The organism is Mesorhizobium sp. CCNWLY176 (assembly GCF_037153935.1).
Taxonomy (GTDB): Bacteria; Pseudomonadota; Alphaproteobacteria; order Rhizobiales; family Rhizobiaceae; genus Mesorhizobium_M; species Mesorhizobium_M zhangyense.
On sequence record NZ_JBBBDZ010000004.1, the window covers coordinates 206,603 to 229,213 of the forward strand.

Consider the following 22,611-nt stretch of genomic DNA (forward strand, 5'->3'; position numbering starts at 1 on the left):
GATCTATGATGCCTATTGCGGGCTGTGCCGGGAAGCTGTGTAGAGTTTGAAAACACCGCTGATGCCGATCCAGCCGAACAGGGCGAGCCAGCACGATGTTCCCGTCGCGGACCAGTTTATCTTATGCACGGCAGCGTCGGTGACGGCGAGGCCGACGATGGCAAACAGGCCGATCAGGAGCTGCGCCAGGCCGAGCACCAGCAGCTCCTCGCGCGGGGCGCTTCTCCAGACGAGATAAATGCCACCCGCGCCAGCGAGGAAGATGGCGCTGTAGACCTGCGCGTGGAAAGCGTCGATCGGCCATGGCCAGAAGCTGCTGAATGTCAGAGGAAACAGCAACAAGCCGACGCCATAGAGCCCAAGGATCGCCGATTCCAGCTGCATGTAGCCGCGCCATGCCGGGTTCAAGGTCAACCCCTTGGCCGAAGGACGTGCTCTGGACCGCCACAGGAACCAGCCTGAAACAGCAACCGAGGCCAGATAGACGACAAACCAGAGCCAGGGCGCTTTGCGCGCGAAATCGAAATAGCCGAGGTTGATGAATGAAGCGACCGAGACGATGACGGTGAAGATGAAGGCCATGACAAGCACGAGCCTGCCGGGCGACCAGCGGTTCCAGACCAGCAGTGCGGCCATCACCACCATTTCGGTGGTGTAGAAACCGCCAAGGAAACGGGCGTTGAACGGGGTGACGGCCCATGGCCAGCGAGCCTTGACCAGCGCAGGCGCGAAAAACAGGCCGGCGCCGACGATCAGGACGATGATGACGGCTGCCGAGAAAAGGCGCAGGGCCGCGGGAAATGGCGGGTTGTCGGATGTCTGCATGGGAAAATTCCCAATGATTTATGCCCCGCTGCCAGCATAGAACCACCTGCGCCTGCTGGAAATGCACCGAATACAAATTCGGCTGTCAGCAGGCTCATCTATTCGAATGGCCGGATGGACCGATTCGCAGTAAAATAGAGGACCGTGACCGGAGCATCGGTCTGACAACGTTCCGGGGGCGCATTATCCGGAGCCGCTATGATGAATGAAGTTCAAGACCTGTTCTCACTTCTGCGGCAATCGAGCGATGTCGATCCGCAGGCGATCGACGCGATCAAGAAAACCGTCGCCGAGGGCGAGGATCGGGCGCTTTGCCGTATCAATGCACCGGCCTTCGCGGCCAGGCATGGCCTCGACGAGGAGCGGGTTATCGGCGCCTTTCTCCATGCGGCGCGGGTGGGCGTCTTCGATATTTCCTGGAACGTGCTGTGCCCCGGCTGCGGCGGCGTGCTCGACAGCAACGCCACGCTGAAAACCGTGCGCAAGGAGGAATACACCTGCGCGCTGTGCTCGGAAGGCTATGCGCCGACGCTCGACGAGATGGTGGAAGTGACGTTTACCGTCAGCCCGAGGGTTCGCCGGATCGCCGCGCACAATCCCGAGCAATTGTCGGTGACGGAGTATTTCCGCCAGATCTACTGGGCGTCCGGCGTCGACCTGCCCGAGGAGAATTTCGAGGAGGCCATGGCCAGCTTCGCGCTGGAGGACGTCGAGCTGGAGCCGGGCGAGAAGGGCGTGCTGTCCATCCAGCTTCCCGCCGAGTTCGTCATCATCTTTGAACCGGTCACGCATTCGGCACAGTTCATCGATGTGAAGGGCGAGCCGACAAAGGAACGCCGGAACCTGTCCCTGGTCTTCGACCGCGACCATATCCAGAGCCAAATGCTGGAGATGCAGCCGGGACCGCTGCGCATCGCGCTCGAGAACCGCACGGACACGCGCGTCCTGCCGACGGTCTGCGTTGCCGGCAACGAGCTGCACTGCTTGCTGGGCAAGCGGCGGCCGTTCCTTACGGCCAAGCGCCTGCTCTCCAACCAGACCTTCCGCGACCTTTACCGGACCGACACGCTCGACGTCGACCAACGCCTCAAGATCACCAGCCTGACATTCCTGTTCACCGACCTGCGCGGATCTACCGAACTCTATGAGCGGGTCGGCGACCTTTCCGCGTTCGATATGGTGCGCGCGCATTTTCAGGTTTTGCAGGAGATCGTGGCGGCGGAAGCAGGTGCTGTGGTGAAGACGATCGGCGACGCGGTGATGGCGACCTTCCCGACGCCGGACCGGGCGATCGCGGCGGCGCTGAGGATGCGCGATGCCATGCGGGCGCTGAACGACAAGAGTGGACGCGAGGACCTGCTGCTCAAGATCGGCGTCCATGCCGGGCCGTGCATCGCCGTGTCGATGAACGAACGGCAGGATTATTTCGGCCAGACGGTCAACATCGCCTCGCGCGTCCAGAATCTTGCCAACGCACAGGCGATCTTCGTCACCGGCTCGGTGGTCGACGACGGCCCCACCGCCGACCTGCTGCACAGGAACGCGCTGACGCCCGTGCCGCATGGCGTCTCGTTGCGGGGCATCGAGCGGGAGATCGCGGTCTATACGATCCCGTGACGACCGCTACACACGCCGATAGATGAAATAACGATCGGCCGGCACCGAAGGCGGCGGCGGAAGCTGCTGCAATTGCGGATGCTTGAGCGGCAGGCCGCTGACCGCAATGCCGCCGACGCGAAGCAGGCGCGCGGAAAGATCGGGAAGCCAGGTAAGGGTCACCGCATCGCGGTCTTCATAACCGGTGCCGATATCGGCATGGACGAGCGCTGCTTCGATGCCGACGAAAGTGCTCGCCGTCTCGCGAATTTCGCCGAGCACGAGGTTATCGGCATCGGGAATGGAGCTGGCGTGTGCGGCAAGCTTGCGGTCGAAGGCCACGATCCGGCGTCCGGGCAGGCGCTCGCGCAGATGATTGAAGGTCCGGCCATTGCCGAGGCCGAGCTCCACCACCGGCCCCTCCATCTTTGCCACTTCGATACAGACATGGTTGAGAATGTCGCGCTGTGCGGTCATTCGGCGGATGAAACTGTCGAGACGGCTCATGAGCGGTTATATGTCCTGAACCAGTCGACGAAATCGGCCATCCCGTCTTCCAGCGTGGTTTTCGGTTGGAAACCAAGGTCGCGTTCGGCCAGCGTAATGTCGGCAAATGTCCGCAGCACGTCGCCGGCGGGCTTCGGCTTCATCTCCATGATCGCCTCGCGCCCGGCAGCCTTTTCGATCGAGGCGATGAAGTCGAGCAATTTCACCGGCGCATTGTTGCCGAGATTGTAGACCGGCGCTGTCTCATCGGGCTTGGCGACGATGCGGTCCGCCGCGGCGACGATGCCGGCGACGATGTCGCTGACATGGGTGAAGTCGCGCTGCATCTCGCCATTGTTGAAGACGGAAATTGGTTTTCCCTGCAGAATCGCGTCGGTGAACAGCCACGGCGCCATGTCTGGACGGCCATAGCGGCCATAGACCGTGAACAGGCGCAGACCTGTGGAATGGATGCCGTGCATGTCGGCATAAACATGCGCCAGCAACTCGCCTGCCTTTTTGGTCGCAGCATAGATGGAAACCGGACTGTCGGTGCGGTCTCCTTCCGCGAACGGCACCTTGTCATTGGCGCCGTAGACGGAGGATGAGCTGGCATAGACGATCGGCGGGCGCTTCGGCAGCTGTCCCGCCAGTTCGAAAAGCGCTACCTGCCCCGTCACATTGGCATCGACATAGGCGTAAGGGTTTGTCACGGAATAGCGGACGCCGGCCTGTGCGGCGAGATGGACGATCACGTCGACATCTGCGCCTTCCGGCCCGATCGCTTCGCCAAGGTCGCGCCGGGCGACATCGATCTCCCGGAAGCGAAATCCCTTATGGGATTCAATCTGTTGAAGCCTGTCCTGCTTGAGCTTGACGGCATAGTAGTCGTTGAGATTATCGAGCCCGAGAACCTCATCGCCCCGGTCGAGAAAACGCCGGGCGGCGTGATAGCCGACGAACCCCGCCGCACCCGTCAAAAGTACCTTCATCGCGACGCCCGAATCTCGTCATATTTTGTCATGGCGATGTGTTAAACCCCCGATCGACACTTGCTGGACCGACCGGATAGAAGCGAACGATGAACATTGCAATAACCGAACGGGCAGCCGCCGATGATCATGGCGGCCTTTGGCGGGCCAAGGTGCCCCATGTTCAAGGGACGAACTCATGAAACTGAGCATTTTCGGGACCGGCTATGTCGGTCTGGTCACCGCTGCCTGCTTTGCCGATGTCGGCCACGATGTCCTTTGCATCGATATCGATGAGGATAGGATCGCCCTTCTGAATCAGGGCCAGGTGCCGATCTTCGAGCCCGGCCTCAAGGAAATGGTCACCCGCAATGCCCAGAACGGGCGGCTGCGGTTTTCGACCGACGCGCCGGCGGGCATCAAATTTGCCGAACTGATCTTCATCGCCGTTGGAACCCCGCCGAATGGCGATGGCTCCGCCGATCTCAGCCATGTGCTGGCTGTTGCCAGGACGATCGGCGAACATATCGACGGCCACAAGATCGTCGTCGGCAAGTCGACAGTTCCGGTCGGAACAGCGGACATGGTTTCGGACGTCATTGCCAGCACCTTGAAGGCGCGGGGCGTGGATCATCCCTTCGACGTCTGCTCCAACCCGGAGTTCCTGAAGGAAGGCAGTGCGATCGAGGATTTCACACGCCCTGCCCGCATCATCATCGGCACGAATTCGGAAGCCGTCCTGAAGACGCTGCACGACTGCTACGCCCCCTACAACCGCAACCACGACAAGCTGATGAGCATGGATGTGCGCTCGGCGGAGCTGACGAAATATGCCGCCAACGCGATGCTGGCGACGAAGATCAGCTTCATGAACGAGATGGCCAACATCGCCGAACGGCTCGGCGCCGACATCGAGGAAGTGCGCCACGGCATCGGTTCCGATCCGCGCATCGGCTACCAGTTCATCTACCCCGGCTGCGGCTATGGCGGTTCATGTTTTCCCAAGGACGTACGCGCGCTCGCCAGAACGGCACGCTCCAGCGGCTTCGCGGCAAATCTGCTGGAAGCGGTCGAGCGTGTGAACGACACGCAGAAGCATGTTCTGTTCGAAAAACTGTCGCAGGCCTTCGATGGCGATTTGCAGGGCCGGACGATCGCGCTGTGGGGGCTGGCCTTCAAGCCGAACACCGATGATATGCGCGAAGCGCCGAGCCGGGTCCTGATGGAAGCGCTGTGGGCCGCTGGCGCGAAGGTTCGGGCCTATGATCCGGAAGCCATGAAGGAGGCCCGCCGCCATTACGGCGAGCGGCCCGACCTGGTTCTTGCGGCAAGCCCGCAGGACGCGGCAAAGGGCGCGGATGCGCTGGTGATCTGCACGGAATGGAAGCAGTTCCGTGTCGCCGATTTCGGCTGGCTGAAGGCAAACCTGCTCAACCCGGTGATCGTCGACGGCCGCAATCTCTACGACCCGGCGCAGTTGCGCAAGCACGGCCTGCTCTACTACGCCATCGGGCGTGGCGACTCCGTCAGGCTGAACGGCGCGGAATCTTCGGCCCGGCGCGCGGCGGAGTAGCGGGCCTCACTTGTAGGGGTCGGCCGCATCCCGCAAGCCGTCGCCGAGGAAGTTGAACGCCAGGATGACGAGGACTACCGGCACCATCGGCAGGAGCAGCCAAGGATAGAAAGCAATTACGCTGACGCTGCGCGCCTCTGTCAGCAGGATGCCCCAGCTGGTTATCGGCGCCCTGAGCCCCAGCCCGAGAAAGCTCAGCGCCGTCTCGCCCAGGATCATGCCGGGTATGGAGATCGTCGCCGTTGCGATCAGGTGCGACATGAAGCCGGGAATGAGGTGCCGCCCGATAATGCGGCTGCTTTTCGCGCCCATCAACTGGGCTGCCAGCACATAATCCTCTTCGCGCAAGGCAAGAAGTTTTGAGCGAACGGCACGCGCCAGCCCGGTCCAGTCGAGCAGCCCGAGGATCACGGTGATGCCGAAATAGATCAGGATCGGGCTCCACGTAATCGGCATGATCGCCGCCAGTGACAGCCATAGGGGAATGCTGGGAATCGATTGCAGGACTTCAATTATCCGCTGCACGATCAGGTCGAAGACGCCGCCGTGGTAACCGGCAAGCCCCCCGATGACGATGCCGAGGACAAAGCTGAAGCTGATGCCGACGAGGCCGATGGTCAGCGAAATGCGCGCGCCATAGATGATGCGCGACAGCACGTCTCGCCCCAGCCTGTCGGTGCCGGCCAGAAACAGCTGGCCGTTTTCGGCGGGGCAGACGAAGTGCCTGTCGCCTTCGATAAGGCCCCAGAACCGGTAGCTGTCGCCCTTGCAGAAGAAGCGGATCGGCTGCACCTCGTCCTGCTTCTCGGTGTAGTTGCGCTTGAGCGTGTCCATGTCCAGCGTCATCTGGCGGCCATAGACGAAGGGGCCGACGAACTGCCCGTTATGGAACAGATGCACGCGCTGCGGCGGCGCATAGATGAAGTCCATGTTGCGCGTATGCAGATTGTAGGGCGCAAGGAACTCGCAGAACATGATGACGAGATAGAGCGCCAGAAGGAACACGCCCGAAACGACGGCGAGCCGGTGCTTGCGGAACTTCCACCACATCAGCCGCAACTGCGACGCCTGAAAGACCTTCGCCTGCTCCGGCGTCATCGCCTCGACGGACTGCGGGTCGAAGGGTGCGGTCGAGACGTAATGCTGCAGCGGAGCGCCCGGAGCGGGAAGCGGCGAATGCGTGTTCATTTGGTGCTGCCGCCCTGCAAACGAATTCGTGGATCAAGCAGCGCCAGCGCCAGATCCGAGATCAGGACGCCGATGACCGTCAGGAAGGCGAGGAACATCAGGAACGACCCGGCCAGATACATGTCCTGGCTTTGCAGCGCCTTGATCAGCATCGGGCCGGTGGTTTCCAGCGACAGCACGATCGCGGTGATTTCGGCACCGGAAATGATCGCGGGCAGGATGGAGCCGATGTCGGATATGAAGAAATTCAGCGCCATGCGCAGCGGATATTTGACCAGCGTCTTGAAGGGACTGAGGCCCTTGGCGCGCGCCGTCACGACATATTGCTTGTGCAACTCGTCCAGCAGATTGGCGCGCAGCCGCCGGATCATGCTTGCCGTGCCACCGGTGCCGATGATGAGGACCGGGATCCAGAGATGGGCGAGGATCGATTTCGCCTTGTCCCAACTCATCGGCTGGCCGAGATATTGCTGGTCCATGAGATGGCCGATGGACGTGCCGAACCAGATGTTGGCGAAATACATCAGGATGAGCGCCAGCATGAAGTTCGGGATGGCGAGCCCGAGAAGGCCGAGAAAGGTCAGCCCGTAATCGCCCCAGCTGTATTGATGCGTGGCGGAGTACATGCCGATCGGAAAGGCGATGAGCCAGGTGAAGATGATCGTGACGAAGGAAACCAGCACGGTCAGCCACATTCGGTCGCCGACGACGTCGCGGACCGGCAGCTCGTATTCGAAGGAATAGCCGAAATCGCCCTGCAGCATTCCGCCGACCCAGTAGAAGTAGCGGATGACGGGCGGCTTGTCGAAACCGTACTCCTTGCGCATCATCTCGATGCGGTCGGAATCCACCCCCTCGCCCTGGGCCCGAAGCTCGGCGACATAGCTGTCGAAATAGTCGCCCGGCGGCAACTCGATGATCGTGAACACCAGCGCCGATATGATCAGCAGCGTCGGAACCATCACGGCGATGCGCCAGACTATGTATCGCAGCACGCTCAGGAGTCTCCAAGCCAGAATGTATCCGGCATGTAGACGCCGAAATAGGATGTCGGGTCGAAGCCGTAGAGCGCCTTGTCAGGCAGGTTGCGCAGCCGCGAGGACGTCAGAACCGGTTGGAGCGTGGCGTTGACGGTGCCGATCGAAAACACCTGATCGGTGTAGATAGACAGCATCGAGTTCCAGATTTCGGCGCGCTCGGAGGTTTCGGTCGACGCATTCCAGCGCTTGAGCAGCGCCATAAGCTCGACCACGGGCGGAAGATCGGGCGCTTCGCCGAGCTTGCCGTGCGACAGATAATGCGCGCCCCACAGCGGCCATTGCAGTTGGTCGTCGATGGTGGGAGCGAGCTGGCTCGGGTTCATGTCGGCGGTCGGCACGCCATTGTCGATGCCTGACCACATCGACATCATGATCTGGCCGCCAAGCGCGCGGCTGCGGAAGATGTCGCGCTGCGAGGTGCGGATGAACAGGGCGATGCCGATCTTGCGCCAGTGATCGGTGATGAGTTCGAGCGCGTCGGTTTCCAGCGTGCTTTCGCCGGCAGTCTCGACCATGATCTGCGCCGGGCGTCCGTCGGGCAGTATCCGCAGGCCGTCATCGTCGAGTGTCTTGAGCCCGGCCTCGTCAAGCAGGGCGTTGGCCTGGTCCGGATCGTGAGCGACCCAGGCTTTGGCGAATTCCGGCCGGAAGAGCGGACTTTCCGGCAGGACCGTATCGGCGCTTTCCTGCGCCAGTCCGTAGAACACCGCCATGTTGATCTCGCGCCTGTCGATAGCGAGCGAAAGCGCACGGCGCACGCGAACGTCACGCAGCAACTGACGCCACACCTGGTCCCCGCAATTCAGGTTGGGCAGTAGCGCCAGCCGCGATCCCTGTGTACGCTTCCACAGATGGACCTTTACGGGATAGCGCTTCTCCGCGTCCTTGAGGAAGGTGTAGTCGGTGAAGTCTATCCCCATTGCCTGCAGGTCGGTCTCGCCGGCACCGGTCTTGGCGGAAATGATCGCCGACGAACTCACATTCAGGACGAACCGGTCGATATAGGGCAGTTGCCGGCCATTCTCGTCGATCCGGTGAAAGAAGGGATTGCGGTCGAAGATGAACTGTTCGGCCGGCGGCTTGGTGCGGTTCTGCCAGGGATCGAGCGTCGGCAGCTCCGGGTTCTCGGGCCGATACTGGCGCGCCATGCGGATGTGCAGCAGCGTCCACTTCTTGGCCCGGTTTTCCTTCATCAGGCCAGCCAATTTTTGCGGGTCCTGATATTTCTTGTGGAACTGCTTGAGATAGGCAGCCGGCAGGACAAGCGGCAGCGGCGAGGCCGCTGCGAGCTTCGGCAGGAAATCCGGATTGGGCGCATCCCAGCTATAGCGGACCGTCAGGGGATCGACGATCTCGAAGCGCGGCGGCTTGCCGTCCGCCACCAGGGCCGCTGCGAGACCACCCTGCGAAAGCTCCTCGTTCAGCCAGACATCTTCCCAGCAATAGCGAAAATCCTCCGGTGTCAGCAGGCTGCCGTCGGACCATTTGTGCCCATCCCGGATCTTGAAGGTGAAGACGCGGTCGTCCGCCACGTCGAAGCTTTCGAGGATGTCGGGCTGGAGGTTTAGTTTTTCGTCGTAGCCGACCAGCCGGGCATAGCCGTAGATCGTCATCAGCCGTATATCTTTCTGGCTGCCGATGATCGTGCGCAAGGTGCCGCCATACTGGCCAGGCTGCCGGCCCATGGCTGCGATGTTCACCACGCGCGGGGTCTTCGGCAGGCGCTCAGTAAGGGCCGGCAACGCTCTGGCCTTCAGCAGCTCTTGAAGAAATTCCGGTTCCAGGTCGCTGGCGCGCAGCGTGCCCGGCAGAAATGCCGATGCCATGAGGCCAAGGGCGATACGCCGGGTGATCAAGGGCGTAGCTCCTTGACGTCAGCGGTGCGCCGGGCAAGCACGAGGTGGCCGCCACCAAGGTCGAGCGGCGACAGCACATCGTCGTTGCCTTCGTCGCGGAACTGCGGCCCCCACGCGGTCGCATCCGAGGCGCCCGTTATCTTCAGCGTCTTGAAGTCCATCGGCCTGTCGAGATCGGGGAACGGCACGGCGGCAACCAGCGAGCGCGTATAGGGGTGGATCGGCTTCCGAAGCAGGATTTCGCGCGGCGCGAGCTCGACGATGCGGCCACCGCACATCACCGCGATGCGGTCGGCCATGTAATCGACCACCGCCAGATTATGGGATATGAACAGGTAGGTAAGGCCCAGCTCTTTCTGAAGATCCTTCAGAAGGTTGAGGATTTGCGCCTGGACGGAAACGTCGAGCGCCGAGACAGGTTCGTCGCAAATCAGCAGTTCAGGCCCCAGTGCAAGCGCACGCGCAATGCCGATGCGCTGGCGCTGGCCACCGGAGAAGCTGTGCGGATAGCGTTTGATGAAGCGCGGATCGAGCCCGATTGCCTGCATCAGGCTCTTGACCGTTTCGAGACGGGAGGCGGAATCGCCGCGCTCGTGGATTTCCAGCGGCTCGCTCAGGATGTTTTCCACCGTCATGCGCGGTGACAGTGACGAAACCGGGTCCTGGAAGACCATCTGGATCTTCGCCCGCAGCGTGCGCAGGGCGTCTCCCTCGGCCTTCAGGACATCGATCGGCCCGTCGCGTCCGTTGAAGATGACCGAGCCGCTGTCCGGCGTGACGGCCCGCATGAGGATCTTGCTGACCGTCGTCTTGCCGGAGCCGCTTTCGCCGACCAGCCCGAGACATTCGCCGCGCTTTATATCGAAACTCACGCCGTCCACGGCACGGACCGAGCTTTGCTCGCCGCCGAACCATCCCGATTTGCGCGTGGTGAAGGATTTGCCCAGGTCGCTGACCGACAGCAGGATGTCGTCCGCCCCCTTTGAGACCGGTGCGGTCTGCTTGCCGAGCAGGCTCTCGACATTCACCGGCACCTCGCGCAGCGCCTTGAGTCTTTCACCGGGCTTCAGGTCGAAATGCGGGACCGCCGCCATCAGGCCCTTCAGATAAGGATGGCCGGGCCGGCGGAATATCGCCTCGACCGGCCCCGCCTCCATGATCTCGCCGTGATAAATGACCACCACCTCGTCGGCGACATTGGCGACCACGCCGAGATCATGCGTGATCAGCAGCATCGCCATGTTCAGCTTGGACTGGAGCTCGCGCAGCAATTGCAGGATCTGCGCCTGGATGGTCACGTCGAGCGCCGTCGTCGGCTCGTCGGCGATCAGTAGCGCCGGCTTGCAGATCAGCGCCATGGCGATCATGGCGCGCTGGCGCAGTCCCCCCGAGAGCTCGAAGGGATACATGTCATAGGCGCGTTTCGGATTGGGAAAGCCGACGAGGCCGAGCATCTCCTCGGTGCGGATCTTGCGCTCCGCCGCTGGCATCGGGGTATGGATCTGCAGGGATTCGCTGACCTGGTTGCCGATCGTGTGCAGGGGCGACAGCGACGTCATCGGCTCCTGAAAGATCTTGCCGATACGGCTTCCCCTCAGCGCCCGGATTTCAGGCCCGTCGCGCGGCATCTGCAGGATGTCCTGCGTGGTGCCGGGCTTTTCAGGATCGGAAAACAGGATACGCCCGCGTGTATGGGCCGTCTTTGGCAGAATGCCCATCACGGCCTGGCTGATGACCGATTTTCCGGAACCGGACTCGCCGACAAGCGCGGTGACCTTGCCGGGCAGGACGCGCAGATTTGCCCGCCTGACGGCATGCAACGGTCCCCCGACGATGGCAAAGGAGATGCCAAGATCCTCGATCCGCAGCAGATCAACGCCCGAATTCATACGCACACCGGCCCCACTCCGAGGGCCTGCCTTGTTGGCGGCAGGTCCCAGAAAGGCGAGACTAGCGCATTGCCGGTTTAGAGCAACATGGATTCGAAACGACCACCGGTTCCGTTACGGAACCGGCAACTGGACTGCTTGCCAAAGGGCGTTCGGACCAAATAGCAGCGGTTATTGCAGCTTCTTCAGATCGGCAGCCGACAGACGGTTGGCATCGCGATGAAGCAGCATGACCTGCTCCGCATCCGAGATACGGTCGTAGATCGGCTCCAGCGCGCCATCTTCGTCGAGCGAAAGCGCTTCGGAAAAGTCGGGAGAAAGCACCGTCAGCTTCTGCTTGATGCCCGCCAGTTCCTCCTTGCCGAGCGTCAGCCAGCTATTGGCGCCGCAATAGCTGGAAAAATCCTTGCTGGCGAGAACGCTGTGCGGATACTTCTTGGTAAGGGTCTGGAGGCGCTGAACCTCGTTCACCGCCGAGCCGAAGGCAGAGAATGTGAGGCGGTCGGTAAGCCCGACATTGCCGAACATCACATTGCCGACATGCAGGCCGATGCCGAAGTTAATGTCGCCCAGGCCTTCGCTCTTTCTGCGCAGATTGAGATCGGCCATGCGCGCGGTGGCCTTGTGCGCTGCCGCGAGCGCGGCCTGGCAGGCGATTTCGGATTGCGAGCGATGCCTTTCGCAGGGATAAACGGCGAGGAAGCCATCGCCCATGAAGCTCATGATCTGCCCGCCGCTGCGGTTGAACGGTGCTGCGATGGCGTCGAAGAACTGGTTCAACGTGTCGATATAGATCTCTCGGCCGGAGGTCTCGGCAAGCCTGGACGAGCCGCGCATGTCGGCCATGACCAATGCGGCGCGGATCGTATCGCCCTCGCCGCGTTTGATCTGGCCGTTCAGCACGCGCTTGCCGGCATCGCCGCCGAGATAGGTGGTCATCATGTTGTCGGCGAGCTTGGTGAGCACCGCCATCTTGCTGGCGACAGCGAGATGGTTCTGGATGCGCAGCAGCGCCGAAATCATGCTGTCGCTGAAGCCTGCGGCACTGTCGGTCGCCCACGACCCGATCATGCCCTGGTTAGCGTTGCTGCTGAAGGGATGGACGAAAGCCATGTAATCGGTGACGCCCATCACCTTGAGCTCGTCGAATACCGGAAACTCCGACTGTACCGACGGGTCGATCCGACGCCGCAGGTGGTCGAGCTTGTTGCTGAGCAGGTGATAATACGGGCTGGTCAGGAACCTGTCATTCGGTCCACCGCCCTTCTTGCGGAAGCCTTCGACTTCCATGCCCTGCCCCCGAAGCCAGGTGAAGCCGAGTGCATCGTAAAGCGGGTGGAGCATCGAGAAACTCAGATGCACCCGAACCAGCGGCAGGCCGGCAGCCGCCAGCCGCTCACAAAAGCCCTTCACCAATGTTTCGAGATCGTTGCCAGCCAGCGCCGATTGGGTCAGCCAGTCGGCAACCTTGTCCATGAGAATGGTGGAAATTTCGGATTGCGCTGTGCTCATGCTGTTTCCAAAGCCCACGTCGAAACTATTCACAGGCAGGCCCTCTTCTTCTGATCCAAAAAGACGCGACGACCGGCCGTGGAAGCCAAGCATAAGACCATCGAAGTTAATGAAGCCGGCTAGGGGGCAAAGCCAGCGAAGAATTTCCCGAATGGCTGTCCTTGCGTAGGCAAGGCGCAGGCAAAACCGCATCTATCCGTCTGAGCTTCATGTGGTGAGGCGCCAGGCAGAGTGCAATCTCGATGCTGACAAAAAGGCGAAAAAAATTCGCCGGCGCAGCAAGGATCAGGCCTTCACGACGCTGTCTGAAGCCAGGCCGAGACGCCCAAAAACATTGCGGGTGTCTACGATCAGCGGGGCGTTGTCAGCGATCGCCTGATAGTCGACAGCGTCATGATCGGTTGCGATCACAATTGCGTCAAACCCCTTCAAAGCTGCAGCACTCAGCTCGACCGAACGCCGCCCCTTGATGGCCATGTGCTCGCGCGTGGCGGGGATTTCGGCGACATACGGGTCGTGAAACTCCGCCTTGCCGCCCCATTCCTCGATCAGTTCGATGAGCCGAAGGGACGGGCTTTCGCGGATATCGGGCACGTTCTTCTTGTAGGCGAGCCCGACGATCAGGATGCGCGAGCGACTCAAAGCCTTGCCGCAGCGACGGTCGAGCGCTTTTGCCAGAACATCGACCACGTGGCGCGGCATGGCGGTGTTGATTTCGGCGGCGAGCTCGATGAAACGGGTCGGCAATTCGTATTCGCGCGCCTTCCACGTCAGATAGAACGGATCGATCGGCACGCAATGCCCGCCCAGCCCCGGGCCGGGATAGAAGGGCATGTAGCCGAAGGGTTTGCTCTTGGCCGCCTCGATGACCTCCCATATGTCGATCCCCATCGCGCCGTAGACGACCTTCAGCTCGTTGACGAGGGCGATGTTGACGGAACGGAAGATGTTCTCCGTGAGCTTGACCGCCTCGGCGGTCGCCGTGGACGAGACGGGCACGACCGTCCTGACGACGCTCTGGTAGAAAGCCTGGACCGCAGCCGCCGCTTCGGGGCCGTCGCCGGCGACAACCTTGGGAATGGTGGCAACCTCGAAATTGCGGTTGCCGGGGTCTTCGCGCTCCGGCGAAAACCCGAGAAAGAAATCGACCTTCGACTTCAGGCCGGTTTCTTCCAGGATCGGCCTTATCACGTCGTCGGTGGTGCCGGGATAGGTGGTCGATTCCAGCACGATCAACTGGCCGCGCCGCAGATTGCTGGCGATGGTGCTTGCGGTGTTCCGGACGAAAGAGAGGTCTGGCTCGCGGTGCCTGGTCAGCGGCGTGGGAACGCAGATGATGATGATGTCGCAGCCGGCAAGCTCGGTGAAGTCCGCCGTCGCGCGGAAGCGCCCGCCTGCCACCTGTTCGGCAAGCACCTGCGACGTCACCGCCTCGATATAGGACTGGCCGCCATTCAGGCTTTCGATCTTCTGCGCCTCGATGTCGAAGCCGACAGCCGGGAAGCCGGCGCGTGCGACAGCGATTGCCAGCGGCAGACCGACATAGCCCAGCCCGATCACGGCGACCGACGCAGTCCGTGCCGAAATCCGTTCAAGAAGGAGATGATATGTCGATCCGGAGGTGTCCAAAAATCTGCTTTCCTGCCCGGACAAGCCGCCGCCACCATGGCGATGCCACGCTCATCCCAGGAGCTACCGGCGAGGCATATTGCGGAAATCGGATTTCCGCAAGCCGAAGTCAGCCTGCCAGCTTTGCCTTCAGGCCGGCGGCAGCCATCGCGTAGCCGCCGGCAGCGCCATCGACGAAGTGGACATGGTCGCGTTGCAGCGGCGAGGCGACGATGCAGGTCATGAGGGCCGATTTCTGCCGATGCAGGCCGTAGCTGCACACGCCTGCCTTTTCCGCCTGTTTCAGCCGGTCCTCGATCCTTTGCAGGACGTCCCGATCCACGTCGATGGTCATCTTCAAGCCGTCGTCGAATTTGCGGAAATCGGAATTGCTGGCCACCTGACGTTTGTAGAGATCGGGATCGAACGTCCCGACCTTGCGGCCGAGCTTTATGGCGACGGTCGTAAGCGTCATCAGGAAGACGACCCACAGTTTGGCCAGCCACCGCTTGCCCACGGGCGCTATCGCACGCGCTTCCAGATCGAGACCCGGCGGAGGGAAGCTGAAATCGGGGCCTTCCACCGGGACGGGATGCCCGCCACGCTCTTCTCCGCCAGTCAGGGCGATGATGTCGGACACCAGCGTCTGAAAGGCCTGCATGTCGCGCGAAGCACCGGGAATGGCGATGATCGAGACGATTTCGCCATGCCGCGCCTCGATGGGGTCCCAGCGGCATGAAAGGCCCGTAAGATCCGGTCGGGTTCCCGCTGGCGCGGGGTCGATGCGGTAGCGTCCCGCCTTCATTTCAGCTTCCGCCCAACTGCTGCCGCCACCGGCGAACATGGCGTAGAAAACCTCCTCGGAAGGCTGGAACCTTGCAACGCGCACGTCCAGCCCGTGCGCCCGGATATCGCTGACCGGCACGATCGCCGCGCGCAAGGTAAGGTTCAATTCGTCTGCCACCCACGCCTGCACCGCCGCCAAAGCGTTTCTGGTGATCTCCAGCTGGGAAGCCGGAAAGGCAACCATCGCGCCATCGCCGCCGAAGACGAAAGGAAGATCGCGCTGGCCGAGCGCGTTCAGCAAGGCCGATATTACGCTGGCGCCGGCCATGTTGACCGCTTTGTAACCACCGGCCGAGACTGCGTCGGTCGAGGCAACGATGTCCGCCGTCGCAAGCGCCCAGTCGTCGGGAAGCGGCCGATAGTTGCCGACATCGGCAACACCTTCGAACTCGGTGAAAACCGGCAAGGTGTCGACAAAGGGATCGGTTTTGGCGGATGTGTCCATGCCTATCAAATACCACATTTCCCCTGCGTGAGAGTGAAGTCGATCACGCTTCGAAATTGACTTGCACAGGCTTTCCGATGATAGGGTCCGGCGATGCGAATTGCCTTCTACGCACCCCTCAAGTCGCCCAATCATCCCGTTGCCTCCGGTGACCGCCAGATGGCTCGGATGCTTGTGAAAGCGCTCCGGAGTTACGGCCACAACGTCGAAATAGTTTCCGAGTTGCGCGGCTTTCTGCGCGAACCGGTGCAGGAAAATTTCGATGCGCTGAGAACCAAAGCTCAACAGGAAATCGCGCGGCTGAGCGAACTCTGGGCGCGGGATGGCCAGCCCGACCTGTGGTTCTCCTACCACCCCTATTACAAGGCGCCCGACCTGATCGGCCCCGAACTGGCCTCGACCTTCACTATTCCCTATGTGACGGCGGAAGCTTCGTATTCGAACCGGCGCAATAGCGGCCTTTGGGCCGAAACGCAGGCGCTGGTGGCGCGATCGGTCGAGCAGGCGGTGCTGAACATCTGCTTCACGCAAAGGGATCGGCAGGGGCTGGCGGATGCCATTCCCGACGCCGCCCTTGGTATGCTCGCCCCCTTCATCGACACGTCGGCATTCCAAAAAACGCCGCCAACGAGCGCGCCGGCTCGACTTGTCACCGTCGCCATGATGCGCCCGGGCGACAAGCTTGAAAGCTATGGCATGCTGGCAAAAGCGCTCGGCCTGATCGGCCATCTGCCATGGACCTTGTCGGTCGTTGGTGACGGGCCTGCCCGCGAGGATGTGACGGCGCTATTCGCCGGCTTGCCGGCCGAACGCATCGAATGGCTCGGCGCTATCGAGCCAGCCGCTGTGCCGGACGTCCTCTATGGCGGCGGTATCTATGTCTGGCCAGGTTTTGGCGAGGCTTATGGCGTCGCTTATCTCGAAGCACAGGCCGCCGGCCTTCCCGTCGTGGCGCAGGATATTGCGGGGGTGCCGGAGGTCGTAAAGCACGGCGAGACGGGGCTTCTTACGCCACCCGGCGACGTTGCGGCCTTTGCTTCAGCTATCGAACGGCTTTTGACGCGAGAGGATGAGAGAGCCGTCCTCAGCCACGCCGCCCGTCGTTTCGTGCTCGACGAACGCTCCCTCGACACGGCAGCAACGCGCCTGGCCGAACTTCTTGCGAAAGTGCCCGCATCATGACCGCGGATTCGATCTGGCAGCCATTGCGCGAAGAACTCATGCGCTGGAAAGGTGCCGGTCGCACGGCGGAGTTCTGGCTGCGGGATGATGACGCCGTGGAGCCGACGCCGGCACTTGACCGCCTTTTGACCCTCACCGGCGACTTCGCGGTTCCGGTCACGTTGGCCGTCATTCCGGCCATCACTGATGCGAGGCTTGCCGACCGGCTCAGCCACGCTGCTCATGCCGCGGTCGCCGTCCATGGCTGGGCGCACCAGAATCATGCGCCAGAAGACCAGAAAAAGCAGGAGCTCGGCGCACATCGGCCACGCGGGGCGTTGCTCGATGAACTCGCGCGCGGATTATCGAGAATAATCCGTCTTCACGGCGAGCGCGCGGTGCCGATGCTGGTGCCGCCGTGGAACAGGATCGACGCAGGCCTGATCGACGATCTCGGGTCAATCGGTTTCACCGCACTGTCCGTCTACGGGCCACCGAAACCGGCCCCCATCCGCGTGATCAACAGCAATGTCGACATCATGGATTGGCACGGCACGCGCGGCTGCCGGGATCACGTTCTGCTTGTTCAGGACATCGTCGCGCGATTGCAGCAGGCTTACGATGGCGGCGAGCCGGTCGGCCTGCTCACGCATCATCTCGTCCACGACGAGGCTGCGTGGATTTTCCTGGAGCGGCTCTTCGACGTGACAGGCCGCAGCCGCGCCTGCGAATGGCTTCCGGTCCGCGCATTGATCGATCGCCGGACAGAGGGCGGAAAATAACTATTTCCGGTGCCGTCCCGACGCTGGCAACTCCAGCGTCTGGCCGTCGCGGGCGGCGAATGCACCGGCAAACCTATCCTTGGCCTGCTTTTCGATCTCGTCCAGTTCCTCGTCGGTGCGCGTCGGATCGTGATGAAATAGCGCAAGACCGCGCGCGCCCGCCGCCTCGCACAGCTTGACGCCCTGTTGCCAGGTCGAGTGCCCGTAACCACGGCGACGTTCGATCTCCTCCTCCGTATAGGTACAATCGTAGAGGACGAGGTCGGCATTTTCGATCAGGCCGAGCACCGTCTGGTCAAGCTTGCCCGGCTCATGTTCGGTGTCGGTAATCATCGCCACGACACGACCGCCCCATTCGACGCGATAGCCGATGCAGCCGCCCGGGTGGTTGAGGCTGCCGGTTTTGACGACGATGCCTTCCCGGGGACGCAGCACGTCGCCAGAGACGAAATCCCGGCAGTCGAGGCTTGCCTTGCAGATATCGAGCTTTGCTGGAAACCACGGCGGCTGCATGAATTCGTCGACCATCTGCCGCGTCGTCATGCGCCCGGCCAGATGCCCCGACCAAAGCGTAACGTTCACGCTACGGTCATAGACCGGCGAGAAAAACGGCAGCCCTATGATGTGGTCGTAGTGGCAATGGGTGAAGAGCAGGTCGAAATCGGTCACGCCCGCCGCCCGAAGCGCTTCGCCGGCAGGCCTTAACCCCGATCCGGCGTCGAACAGGAGCGTATGGGGCCCGCACTGCATCTCGACGCAGATAGTATTCCCACCGTAGCGCGAGAACTCTGGCCCGGATACCGCAATGCTGCCGCGCGCGCCCCAAAACCTGACCAGGAAAACGTCGTCGTCCATGCTAGCCCTTCGCAGTCCCCGCCGGCCATAGTAGCCAAACAGCGGCGGCTAGGCGAGACAGGTTTTCTCCGGAGGGCCCCCTGAAAAAGAGGCATGTGCCATGGCTATGGGGCATGGAGGATCGAACGCCCGCCATTCGCTATTTGGCGCTTCGCGCGTCGATCAGTTCCGCTGTCGTATGGCTCAGGCGATCGGCCAGAACGCGCAGTATTTCGATCGTCATTTCGGGGAACTCCTTCATAAGTCTCAGAAAATGATCCTTGCGAATTCGAAGGACTTCCAGCGGAACCGCCGCTCTTACGGTGGCGGTGCGGGAAACGTTGCACAATATTGCGATCTCGCCAACAATCGAATTGGGTTCCAGTTCGGCGACCTTGATCGGCCCGGCGTCGGACTCGACCAGAATATCGGCTGTGCCTGAAAGGATGACATAGGCGGCGTCTCCCTCGTCGCCCTGACGGAAAAGGATCTGGCCGGCACCGTAGCTAACGCGGTCCGACGTGAAGGCGAGCAGCTTCAGCTTTGCCGGCTCGACGCCGGAAAACAGGGGAACGCGTTGCAGCATTCCAACTTCATCCTTGAGCAGCATCGTCGCAAACCTTCCCCAAAATTCGCGTTTGCCAGACCTTTATGACAGCAGTTCCTTGAAGATACCGTTTCTTGCCAAAAGTGTCTCGTGTGTTCCGTCTTCCACCAATTGACCCGCGTCGAAGACGGCAACGCGGTCGAACATCATCCCCATTGACGGGTTTGTCACGACCCAGACAATCGCCGGAGAATGGCCGTCACGTCTAGCCTCCTCAAGCACATTGCGCAGCACCTGTTCCTGCATGCGCTGGTCCAGAGCTGAAAGCGGCCGGTTCATGATGAGAAAATCGGGCCGCTTGAGCAGGGCCCGGGCAACGTCGAGCTTCTGCCTTTGTCCGCCGGTCAGCCGCCTGCCGCCGGACCCTACGTTGAAGTCCAGGCCGACATCCAGAACCTCGTTGTAAAGGCCGAGTTTGTCCAGAATGTCGTAGACGATGGAGCGTATGCGTTCCGGCGCGTCGGGATGATTGTTGCCCACGCGTCCGAACAGGACGTTGTCCATGACGGTGGCCGCAGCAATGTATTTCGCCGGGTCATACCGCTCGATCGCATTCTGCAGCTCGGGCGGCAGGTTTTCATAGAACCGGCTGCGCGCCGCAACGATCTTGCCCATCAGCTCCTCGGTCAGCAGGCCGAAGCGGTGCCGGGGTTCGATATAGGCAAAGCTCAAGGTGACGATCATGGCGCGGTCGCTTTCCGACACCGCCTCGTAAGGGCGGTTCTTGAGCCGCTGCAGCAAGGTTTCGTAGGCCGGAATCTCCTCGGGCGTCATGAAGGCGAGTTGCTGGAAGAACGGGTGATCGGGCGGCAGGTCGGCGAACAGCTCGATTGCCTGTTCGGCAATCTCCAGGCCCATTTCGTAGAGCGTGCGGTCGAGACCGCCCTGTCGCAGCACGGACGCGAAATAAGGATTGGCCGCAAGCGCCCTGTCGGCAAGCTCGGTGCCCGCGGCGGCGCCGAAGAGCAGGTTTTCGCCGATCGTTGCTTCCTTGTTGTAGGCGCCCGGTTCGAACGGAACCACCAGCCCGCTCAGTCCTTCCTGTTCCAGCCGGCTGCGAAGTGCTGCACGCAATTCGATGATCCGGCCGGCGAGCTCAGTGTGACGCGTGACGTCGACCGAAGAGCGCAGGCCGAGATCCAGGATGTCGCGCGACAGCAGCACCGCATCGAGCACCCGGCGCACGGCCTCGAAAAGGTCCTGCGGGCCGGTAGCGCCGGCGGAAGCGTAGTCGATCCAGTCGCTGCTGATGTCGAAATCGGGATTGCCCGACCGGCTTGCTTCATCGACGTCCCAGCGACGCTGGACCGCGGCAGCGCCGTCATAGGTCACGGGCGTAAGCGGCGCATGTTTCAGCCCGTAGAGAAGGTTCTCTCGAAGGCTTGCATGGAACAGGAAAACATCCGACGACGAGTAGGACATGCGCCGGCCGGTCACGGCTTCGGGAAGTTCAAGCAGGTCGTCGGTGCCCGAAACGACCCTGCCGTTCTCCGGCCGGTTCAGCCGCGCGAAAGCTTCCGCAAGCGCCTCGGCTCCGCCCGTCGCGGAACTGACCAGCGCCAGCGTCTCGCCCGGTTTGACCTGAAGGGACACACGGTCAAGCAGCATGGCACCGCCATCGTCAGTCATGGACAGACTGACCGCCGATAGAGCATTGGTCATCGGACCGGGATCTTCGATCGTCAAAGCCTCGATCTGCGGTTCGATGAGACCGTCGACCGTGAATTGCTCGACGACCTGCTGGTATTTGACCTGGACGTCCTGCCGCGCCTGATCCCAGTCGATCAGTTCCTTCATCGGTCCGGGCAGGTCCTTGTAGGCGCTGATGACGGCCACGAGCTGACCGACATCCAGCCGCCCCTGAATGACGAGGTAGCCGCCGATCATGTAGAACAGGAAAGGCGTGATCTGGGCGAGGAAATTGTTGAGGAACTTTACCATGAACTTCCACTGGTAAAGGTCGTAGCGGATCTTGAAGATGCGGCCGAGCCGGGCGGCTATGTCGGCACGTTCATAGTTGGACGTGTCGTGAATGTGGACCGCGCCGATGCCATCGACGATTTCGCCGACCCGGCCCGAAAGCGCGCGCGCCGTCAGCTGCCGCTCGCGGCTGAGGACGATCAGCCGGCGCCGCATGCGCGGGATAAGAATGATCTGAATGCCAACGATCACGGCGGCTATCATGCCGAGCCAGAAGTTCTGGACCATGATGAACAGCATGGCGGTCAGCGCCTGGCCACCGAGCAGCACCGGCTGGATGAAGGCATCGCCGATAAAGCCGCCCAGCGGCTCCACCTCGTCCTTCACCATGGTCGCCACCTCGGCGGATTTCACCCGTTTGAAGTAGAACGGCGGAAACCGCAGCACGCGATCGACCAGCTCGAAGCGGATGCGCCGCAGCATGCGCTCGCCAAGGCGGCCCTTGTAGGTATTGATGTAGAGCTTGAACAGGCCGTTGATGATGACCAGCAGCAGGAAGACCAGGCTCAGCGCAAACAGCGTCGCCTCGCGGCCGAGCTGGAAGCCATCGAAAAACTGGACATCTCCGATGAAAGGAATGTCGTAGTGAAGCTTCAGGAACGGCTGGGTCGCGCCCGGCTGTTCAAAACCGCCGCCCTGGATCGGACCGTTGACGATCAGCTTCGGCAGGTCGAAGGACATGAAATAGGGGATCATCGAGAGCACGACGATCATCACGATCCAGAGCTGCTGCTTCCGGGTGTGCGTCCAGATATAGCGGGCTAGGCTGGGTTCCATATGCGACTGCGGACCGTTCAGTTGGAAGGATGCAGGACGTAAAAGCGTCTTCTGGCGAATGGCGTAGCGGCGATTTCTTCATCGCCAAGGACAAGCTCGAAGTTGCAATGCACCGAGAGTGTCTTGCGCTCGAGGATGGAAGGAACCTGCGAGGCGGCGCGATCCAGTTCCGGCGCATAGTCGATGACGACGACGCTGGCATTGTCGATCAGCGAAAAAAGCAGCTGGCCGAGCGGTTCGCGGCTTCCATAGGGTTTTAGCGAATAACCCAGCAGGACAAGGCCGTAGCTGCGCGGGGCGTAGTCGTAGGAGACTTCCTGGAACTTGCGCGGAACATGCCGCACGCGGCAGGGATGGCCGTTGAGTTCGTCCGCTTCGAAGGCGGCAGTCTTGGGATCGACAGAAAGGACCGACAGGGGCTTATGCGTCAGATAGCCGGTGATTGGCCGTTCATGGCCGCCGATTTCGAGCACATACGGGCAATCGCGGACGAAATGCGCAGCCAGCACCTGACGGATGGAGGCCGACGGCCCGGATAGATGCAGCAGGCCCTCTCCGGCACCGGCCAACGGTGAAGCGGCTTGCAGCATAATCACATCCACGAATCAAACAGCCTTGCGGAAGGCAAGATTGCG

The 22,611-nt window shown here is 61.7% G+C and carries 18 protein-coding genes; 4 read left to right on the top strand and 14 right to left on the bottom strand.

From position 1 onward, the window contains the following. Positions 1-12: 12 nt before the first annotated feature. Positions 13-825 (bottom strand): hypothetical protein, encoded by an 813-nt coding sequence (locus WBQ96_RS08665; protein WP_336549208.1) that lies wholly within the window; start codon positions 823-825, stop codon positions 13-15. A 201-nt stretch (positions 826-1,026) separates the two neighbouring features. Here WBQ96_RS08665 and WBQ96_RS08670 point away from each other — a divergent pair, with 201 nt between their 5' ends. Beyond that, complete coding sequence (locus WBQ96_RS08670) at positions 1,027-2,442, top strand: adenylate/guanylate cyclase domain-containing protein (RefSeq protein WP_336549210.1); 1,416 nt, start codon at positions 1,027-1,029, stop codon at positions 2,440-2,442. 6 nt (positions 2,443-2,448) lie between these two features. On the opposite strand, the gene WBQ96_RS08675 is transcribed toward WBQ96_RS08670, so the two are convergent. Together WBQ96_RS08675 and WBQ96_RS08680 are read right to left on the bottom strand one after the other, a co-directional pair. Beyond that, positions 2,449-2,928 carry a class I SAM-dependent methyltransferase gene (locus tag WBQ96_RS08675; RefSeq protein ID WP_336549212.1) on the bottom strand — a complete coding sequence of 160 codons (480 nt, stop codon included), beginning with the start codon at positions 2,926-2,928 and terminating at the stop codon, positions 2,449-2,451. Further along, on the bottom strand, positions 2,925-3,899 hold the full coding sequence (locus WBQ96_RS08680; RefSeq protein ID WP_336549214.1) for an NAD-dependent epimerase/dehydratase family protein: 975 nt from the start codon (positions 3,897-3,899) through the stop codon (positions 2,925-2,927). The genes WBQ96_RS08675 and WBQ96_RS08680 overlap by 4 nt, the downstream gene beginning before the upstream one ends. Before the next feature lie 178 nt (positions 3,900-4,077). On the opposite strand from WBQ96_RS08680, the gene WBQ96_RS08685 reads away from it, so the two are divergent. Further along, the gene (locus tag WBQ96_RS08685; RefSeq protein WP_336549216.1) at positions 4,078-5,451 is read left to right on the top strand and encodes a UDP-glucose dehydrogenase family protein; all 1,374 of its coding nucleotides are present in this window, start codon (positions 4,078-4,080) and stop codon (positions 5,449-5,451) included. A gap of 6 nt (positions 5,452-5,457) precedes the next feature. Here WBQ96_RS08685 and WBQ96_RS08690 read toward each other — a convergent pair whose 3' ends face one another. From WBQ96_RS08690 to WBQ96_RS08720, 7 genes are all read right to left on the bottom strand, one after another. Further along, positions 5,458-6,639 (bottom strand): ABC transporter permease, encoded by a 1,182-nt coding sequence (locus WBQ96_RS08690; protein WP_165119257.1) that lies wholly within the window; start codon positions 6,637-6,639, stop codon positions 5,458-5,460. Beyond that, positions 6,636-7,634: an ABC transporter permease gene (locus WBQ96_RS08695; protein ID WP_165119256.1), complete on the bottom strand. Its 999-nt coding sequence runs from the start codon at positions 7,632-7,634 to the stop codon at positions 6,636-6,638. Before WBQ96_RS08695 ends, WBQ96_RS08690 begins: the two co-directional genes overlap by 4 nt. A 2-nt stretch (positions 7,635-7,636) precedes the next feature. Continuing rightward, positions 7,637-9,535 carry an ABC transporter substrate-binding protein gene (locus WBQ96_RS08700; RefSeq protein ID WP_336549218.1) on the bottom strand — a complete coding sequence of 633 codons (1,899 nt, stop codon included), beginning with the start codon at positions 9,533-9,535 and terminating at the stop codon, positions 7,637-7,639. Beyond that, entirely contained in the window at positions 9,532-11,424 is a 1,893-nt protein-coding gene (locus WBQ96_RS08705) for an ABC transporter ATP-binding protein (protein WP_336549220.1), read from the bottom strand. Before WBQ96_RS08705 ends, WBQ96_RS08700 begins: the two co-directional genes overlap by 4 nt. A gap of 171 nt (positions 11,425-11,595) precedes the next feature. Then, the gene (locus WBQ96_RS08710; protein ID WP_165119253.1) at positions 11,596-12,936 is read right to left on the bottom strand and encodes an adenylate/guanylate cyclase domain-containing protein; all 1,341 of its coding nucleotides are present in this window, start codon (positions 12,934-12,936) and stop codon (positions 11,596-11,598) included. A 285-nt stretch (positions 12,937-13,221) separates the two neighbouring features. Then, positions 13,222-14,565 carry a nucleotide sugar dehydrogenase gene (locus tag WBQ96_RS08715; protein WP_336549222.1) on the bottom strand — a complete coding sequence of 448 codons (1,344 nt, stop codon included), beginning with the start codon at positions 14,563-14,565 and terminating at the stop codon, positions 13,222-13,224. A 109-nt stretch (positions 14,566-14,674) separates the two neighbouring features. Continuing rightward, positions 14,675-15,835 carry a DUF3095 domain-containing protein gene (locus tag WBQ96_RS08720; RefSeq protein ID WP_442920808.1) on the bottom strand — a complete coding sequence of 387 codons (1,161 nt, stop codon included), beginning with the start codon at positions 15,833-15,835 and terminating at the stop codon, positions 14,675-14,677. 93 nt (positions 15,836-15,928) lie between these two features. On the opposite strand from WBQ96_RS08720, the gene WBQ96_RS08725 reads away from it, so the two are divergent. Further along, entirely contained in the window at positions 15,929-17,017 is a 1,089-nt protein-coding gene (locus WBQ96_RS08725; RefSeq protein ID WP_336549226.1) for a glycosyltransferase family 4 protein, read from the top strand. Next, entirely contained in the window at positions 17,014-17,778 is a 765-nt protein-coding gene (locus tag WBQ96_RS08730) for a polysaccharide deacetylase family protein (RefSeq protein ID WP_336549229.1), read from the top strand. The genes WBQ96_RS08725 and WBQ96_RS08730 overlap by 4 nt, the downstream gene beginning before the upstream one ends. Here WBQ96_RS08730 and WBQ96_RS08735 read toward each other — a convergent pair whose 3' ends face one another. The 4 genes from WBQ96_RS08735 to WBQ96_RS08750 form a co-directional block, all read right to left on the bottom strand. Further along, on the bottom strand, positions 17,779-18,633 hold the full coding sequence (locus tag WBQ96_RS08735; protein ID WP_336549231.1) for an MBL fold metallo-hydrolase: 855 nt from the start codon (positions 18,631-18,633) through the stop codon (positions 17,779-17,781). Positions 18,634-18,772: 139 nt separating this feature from the next. Further along, positions 18,773-19,222 carry a cyclic nucleotide-binding domain-containing protein gene (locus WBQ96_RS08740; RefSeq protein ID WP_336549233.1) on the bottom strand — a complete coding sequence of 150 codons (450 nt, stop codon included), beginning with the start codon at positions 19,220-19,222 and terminating at the stop codon, positions 18,773-18,775. A 39-nt stretch (positions 19,223-19,261) separates the two neighbouring features. Next, a complete protein-coding gene (locus WBQ96_RS08745) occupies positions 19,262-21,976 on the bottom strand; it encodes an ABC transporter ATP-binding protein (protein WP_336549235.1) in 2,715 nt (904 codons plus the stop codon). 17 nt (positions 21,977-21,993) lie between these two features. After that, positions 21,994-22,566 carry a hypothetical protein gene (locus WBQ96_RS08750; protein WP_336549237.1) on the bottom strand — a complete coding sequence of 191 codons (573 nt, stop codon included), beginning with the start codon at positions 22,564-22,566 and terminating at the stop codon, positions 21,994-21,996. Positions 22,567-22,611: the final 45 nt, after the last annotated feature.

Excerpts from the sequence above, each read along its gene's own strand:
- WBQ96_RS08665 (WP_336549208.1), bottom strand. The coding sequence starts at position 825 with ATGCAGACATCCGACAACCCGCCATTTCCCGCGGCCCTGCGCCTTTTC.
- WBQ96_RS08670 (WP_336549210.1), top strand. The coding sequence starts at position 1,027 with ATGAATGAAGTTCAAGACCTGTTCTCACTTCTGCGGCAATCGAGCGAT.
- WBQ96_RS08675 (WP_336549212.1), bottom strand. The coding sequence starts at position 2,928 with ATGAGCCGTCTCGACAGTTTCATCCGCCGAATGACCGCACAGCGCGAC.
- WBQ96_RS08680 (WP_336549214.1), bottom strand. The coding sequence starts at position 3,899 with ATGAAGGTACTTTTGACGGGTGCGGCGGGGTTCGTCGGCTATCACGCC.
- WBQ96_RS08685 (WP_336549216.1), top strand. The coding sequence starts at position 4,078 with ATGAAACTGAGCATTTTCGGGACCGGCTATGTCGGTCTGGTCACCGCT.
- WBQ96_RS08690 (WP_165119257.1), bottom strand. The coding sequence starts at position 6,639 with ATGAACACGCATTCGCCGCTTCCCGCTCCGGGCGCTCCGCTGCAGCAT.
- WBQ96_RS08705 (WP_336549220.1), bottom strand. The coding sequence starts at position 11,424 with ATGAATTCGGGCGTTGATCTGCTGCGGATCGAGGATCTTGGCATCTCC.
- WBQ96_RS08710 (WP_165119253.1), bottom strand. The coding sequence starts at position 12,936 with ATGAGCACAGCGCAATCCGAAATTTCCACCATTCTCATGGACAAGGTT.
- WBQ96_RS08720 (WP_442920808.1), bottom strand. The coding sequence starts at position 15,835 with ATGGACACATCCGCCAAAACCGATCCCTTTGTCGACACCTTGCCGGTT.
- WBQ96_RS08725 (WP_336549226.1), top strand. The coding sequence starts at position 15,929 with ATGCGAATTGCCTTCTACGCACCCCTCAAGTCGCCCAATCATCCCGTT.
- WBQ96_RS08730 (WP_336549229.1), top strand. The coding sequence starts at position 17,014 with ATGACCGCGGATTCGATCTGGCAGCCATTGCGCGAAGAACTCATGCGC.
- WBQ96_RS08735 (WP_336549231.1), bottom strand. The coding sequence starts at position 18,633 with ATGGACGACGACGTTTTCCTGGTCAGGTTTTGGGGCGCGCGCGGCAGC.
- WBQ96_RS08740 (WP_336549233.1), bottom strand. The coding sequence starts at position 19,222 with ATGCTGCTCAAGGATGAAGTTGGAATGCTGCAACGCGTTCCCCTGTTT.
- WBQ96_RS08745 (WP_336549235.1), bottom strand. The coding sequence starts at position 21,976 with ATGGAACCCAGCCTAGCCCGCTATATCTGGACGCACACCCGGAAGCAG.
- WBQ96_RS08750 (WP_336549237.1), bottom strand. The coding sequence starts at position 22,566 with ATGCTGCAAGCCGCTTCACCGTTGGCCGGTGCCGGAGAGGGCCTGCTG.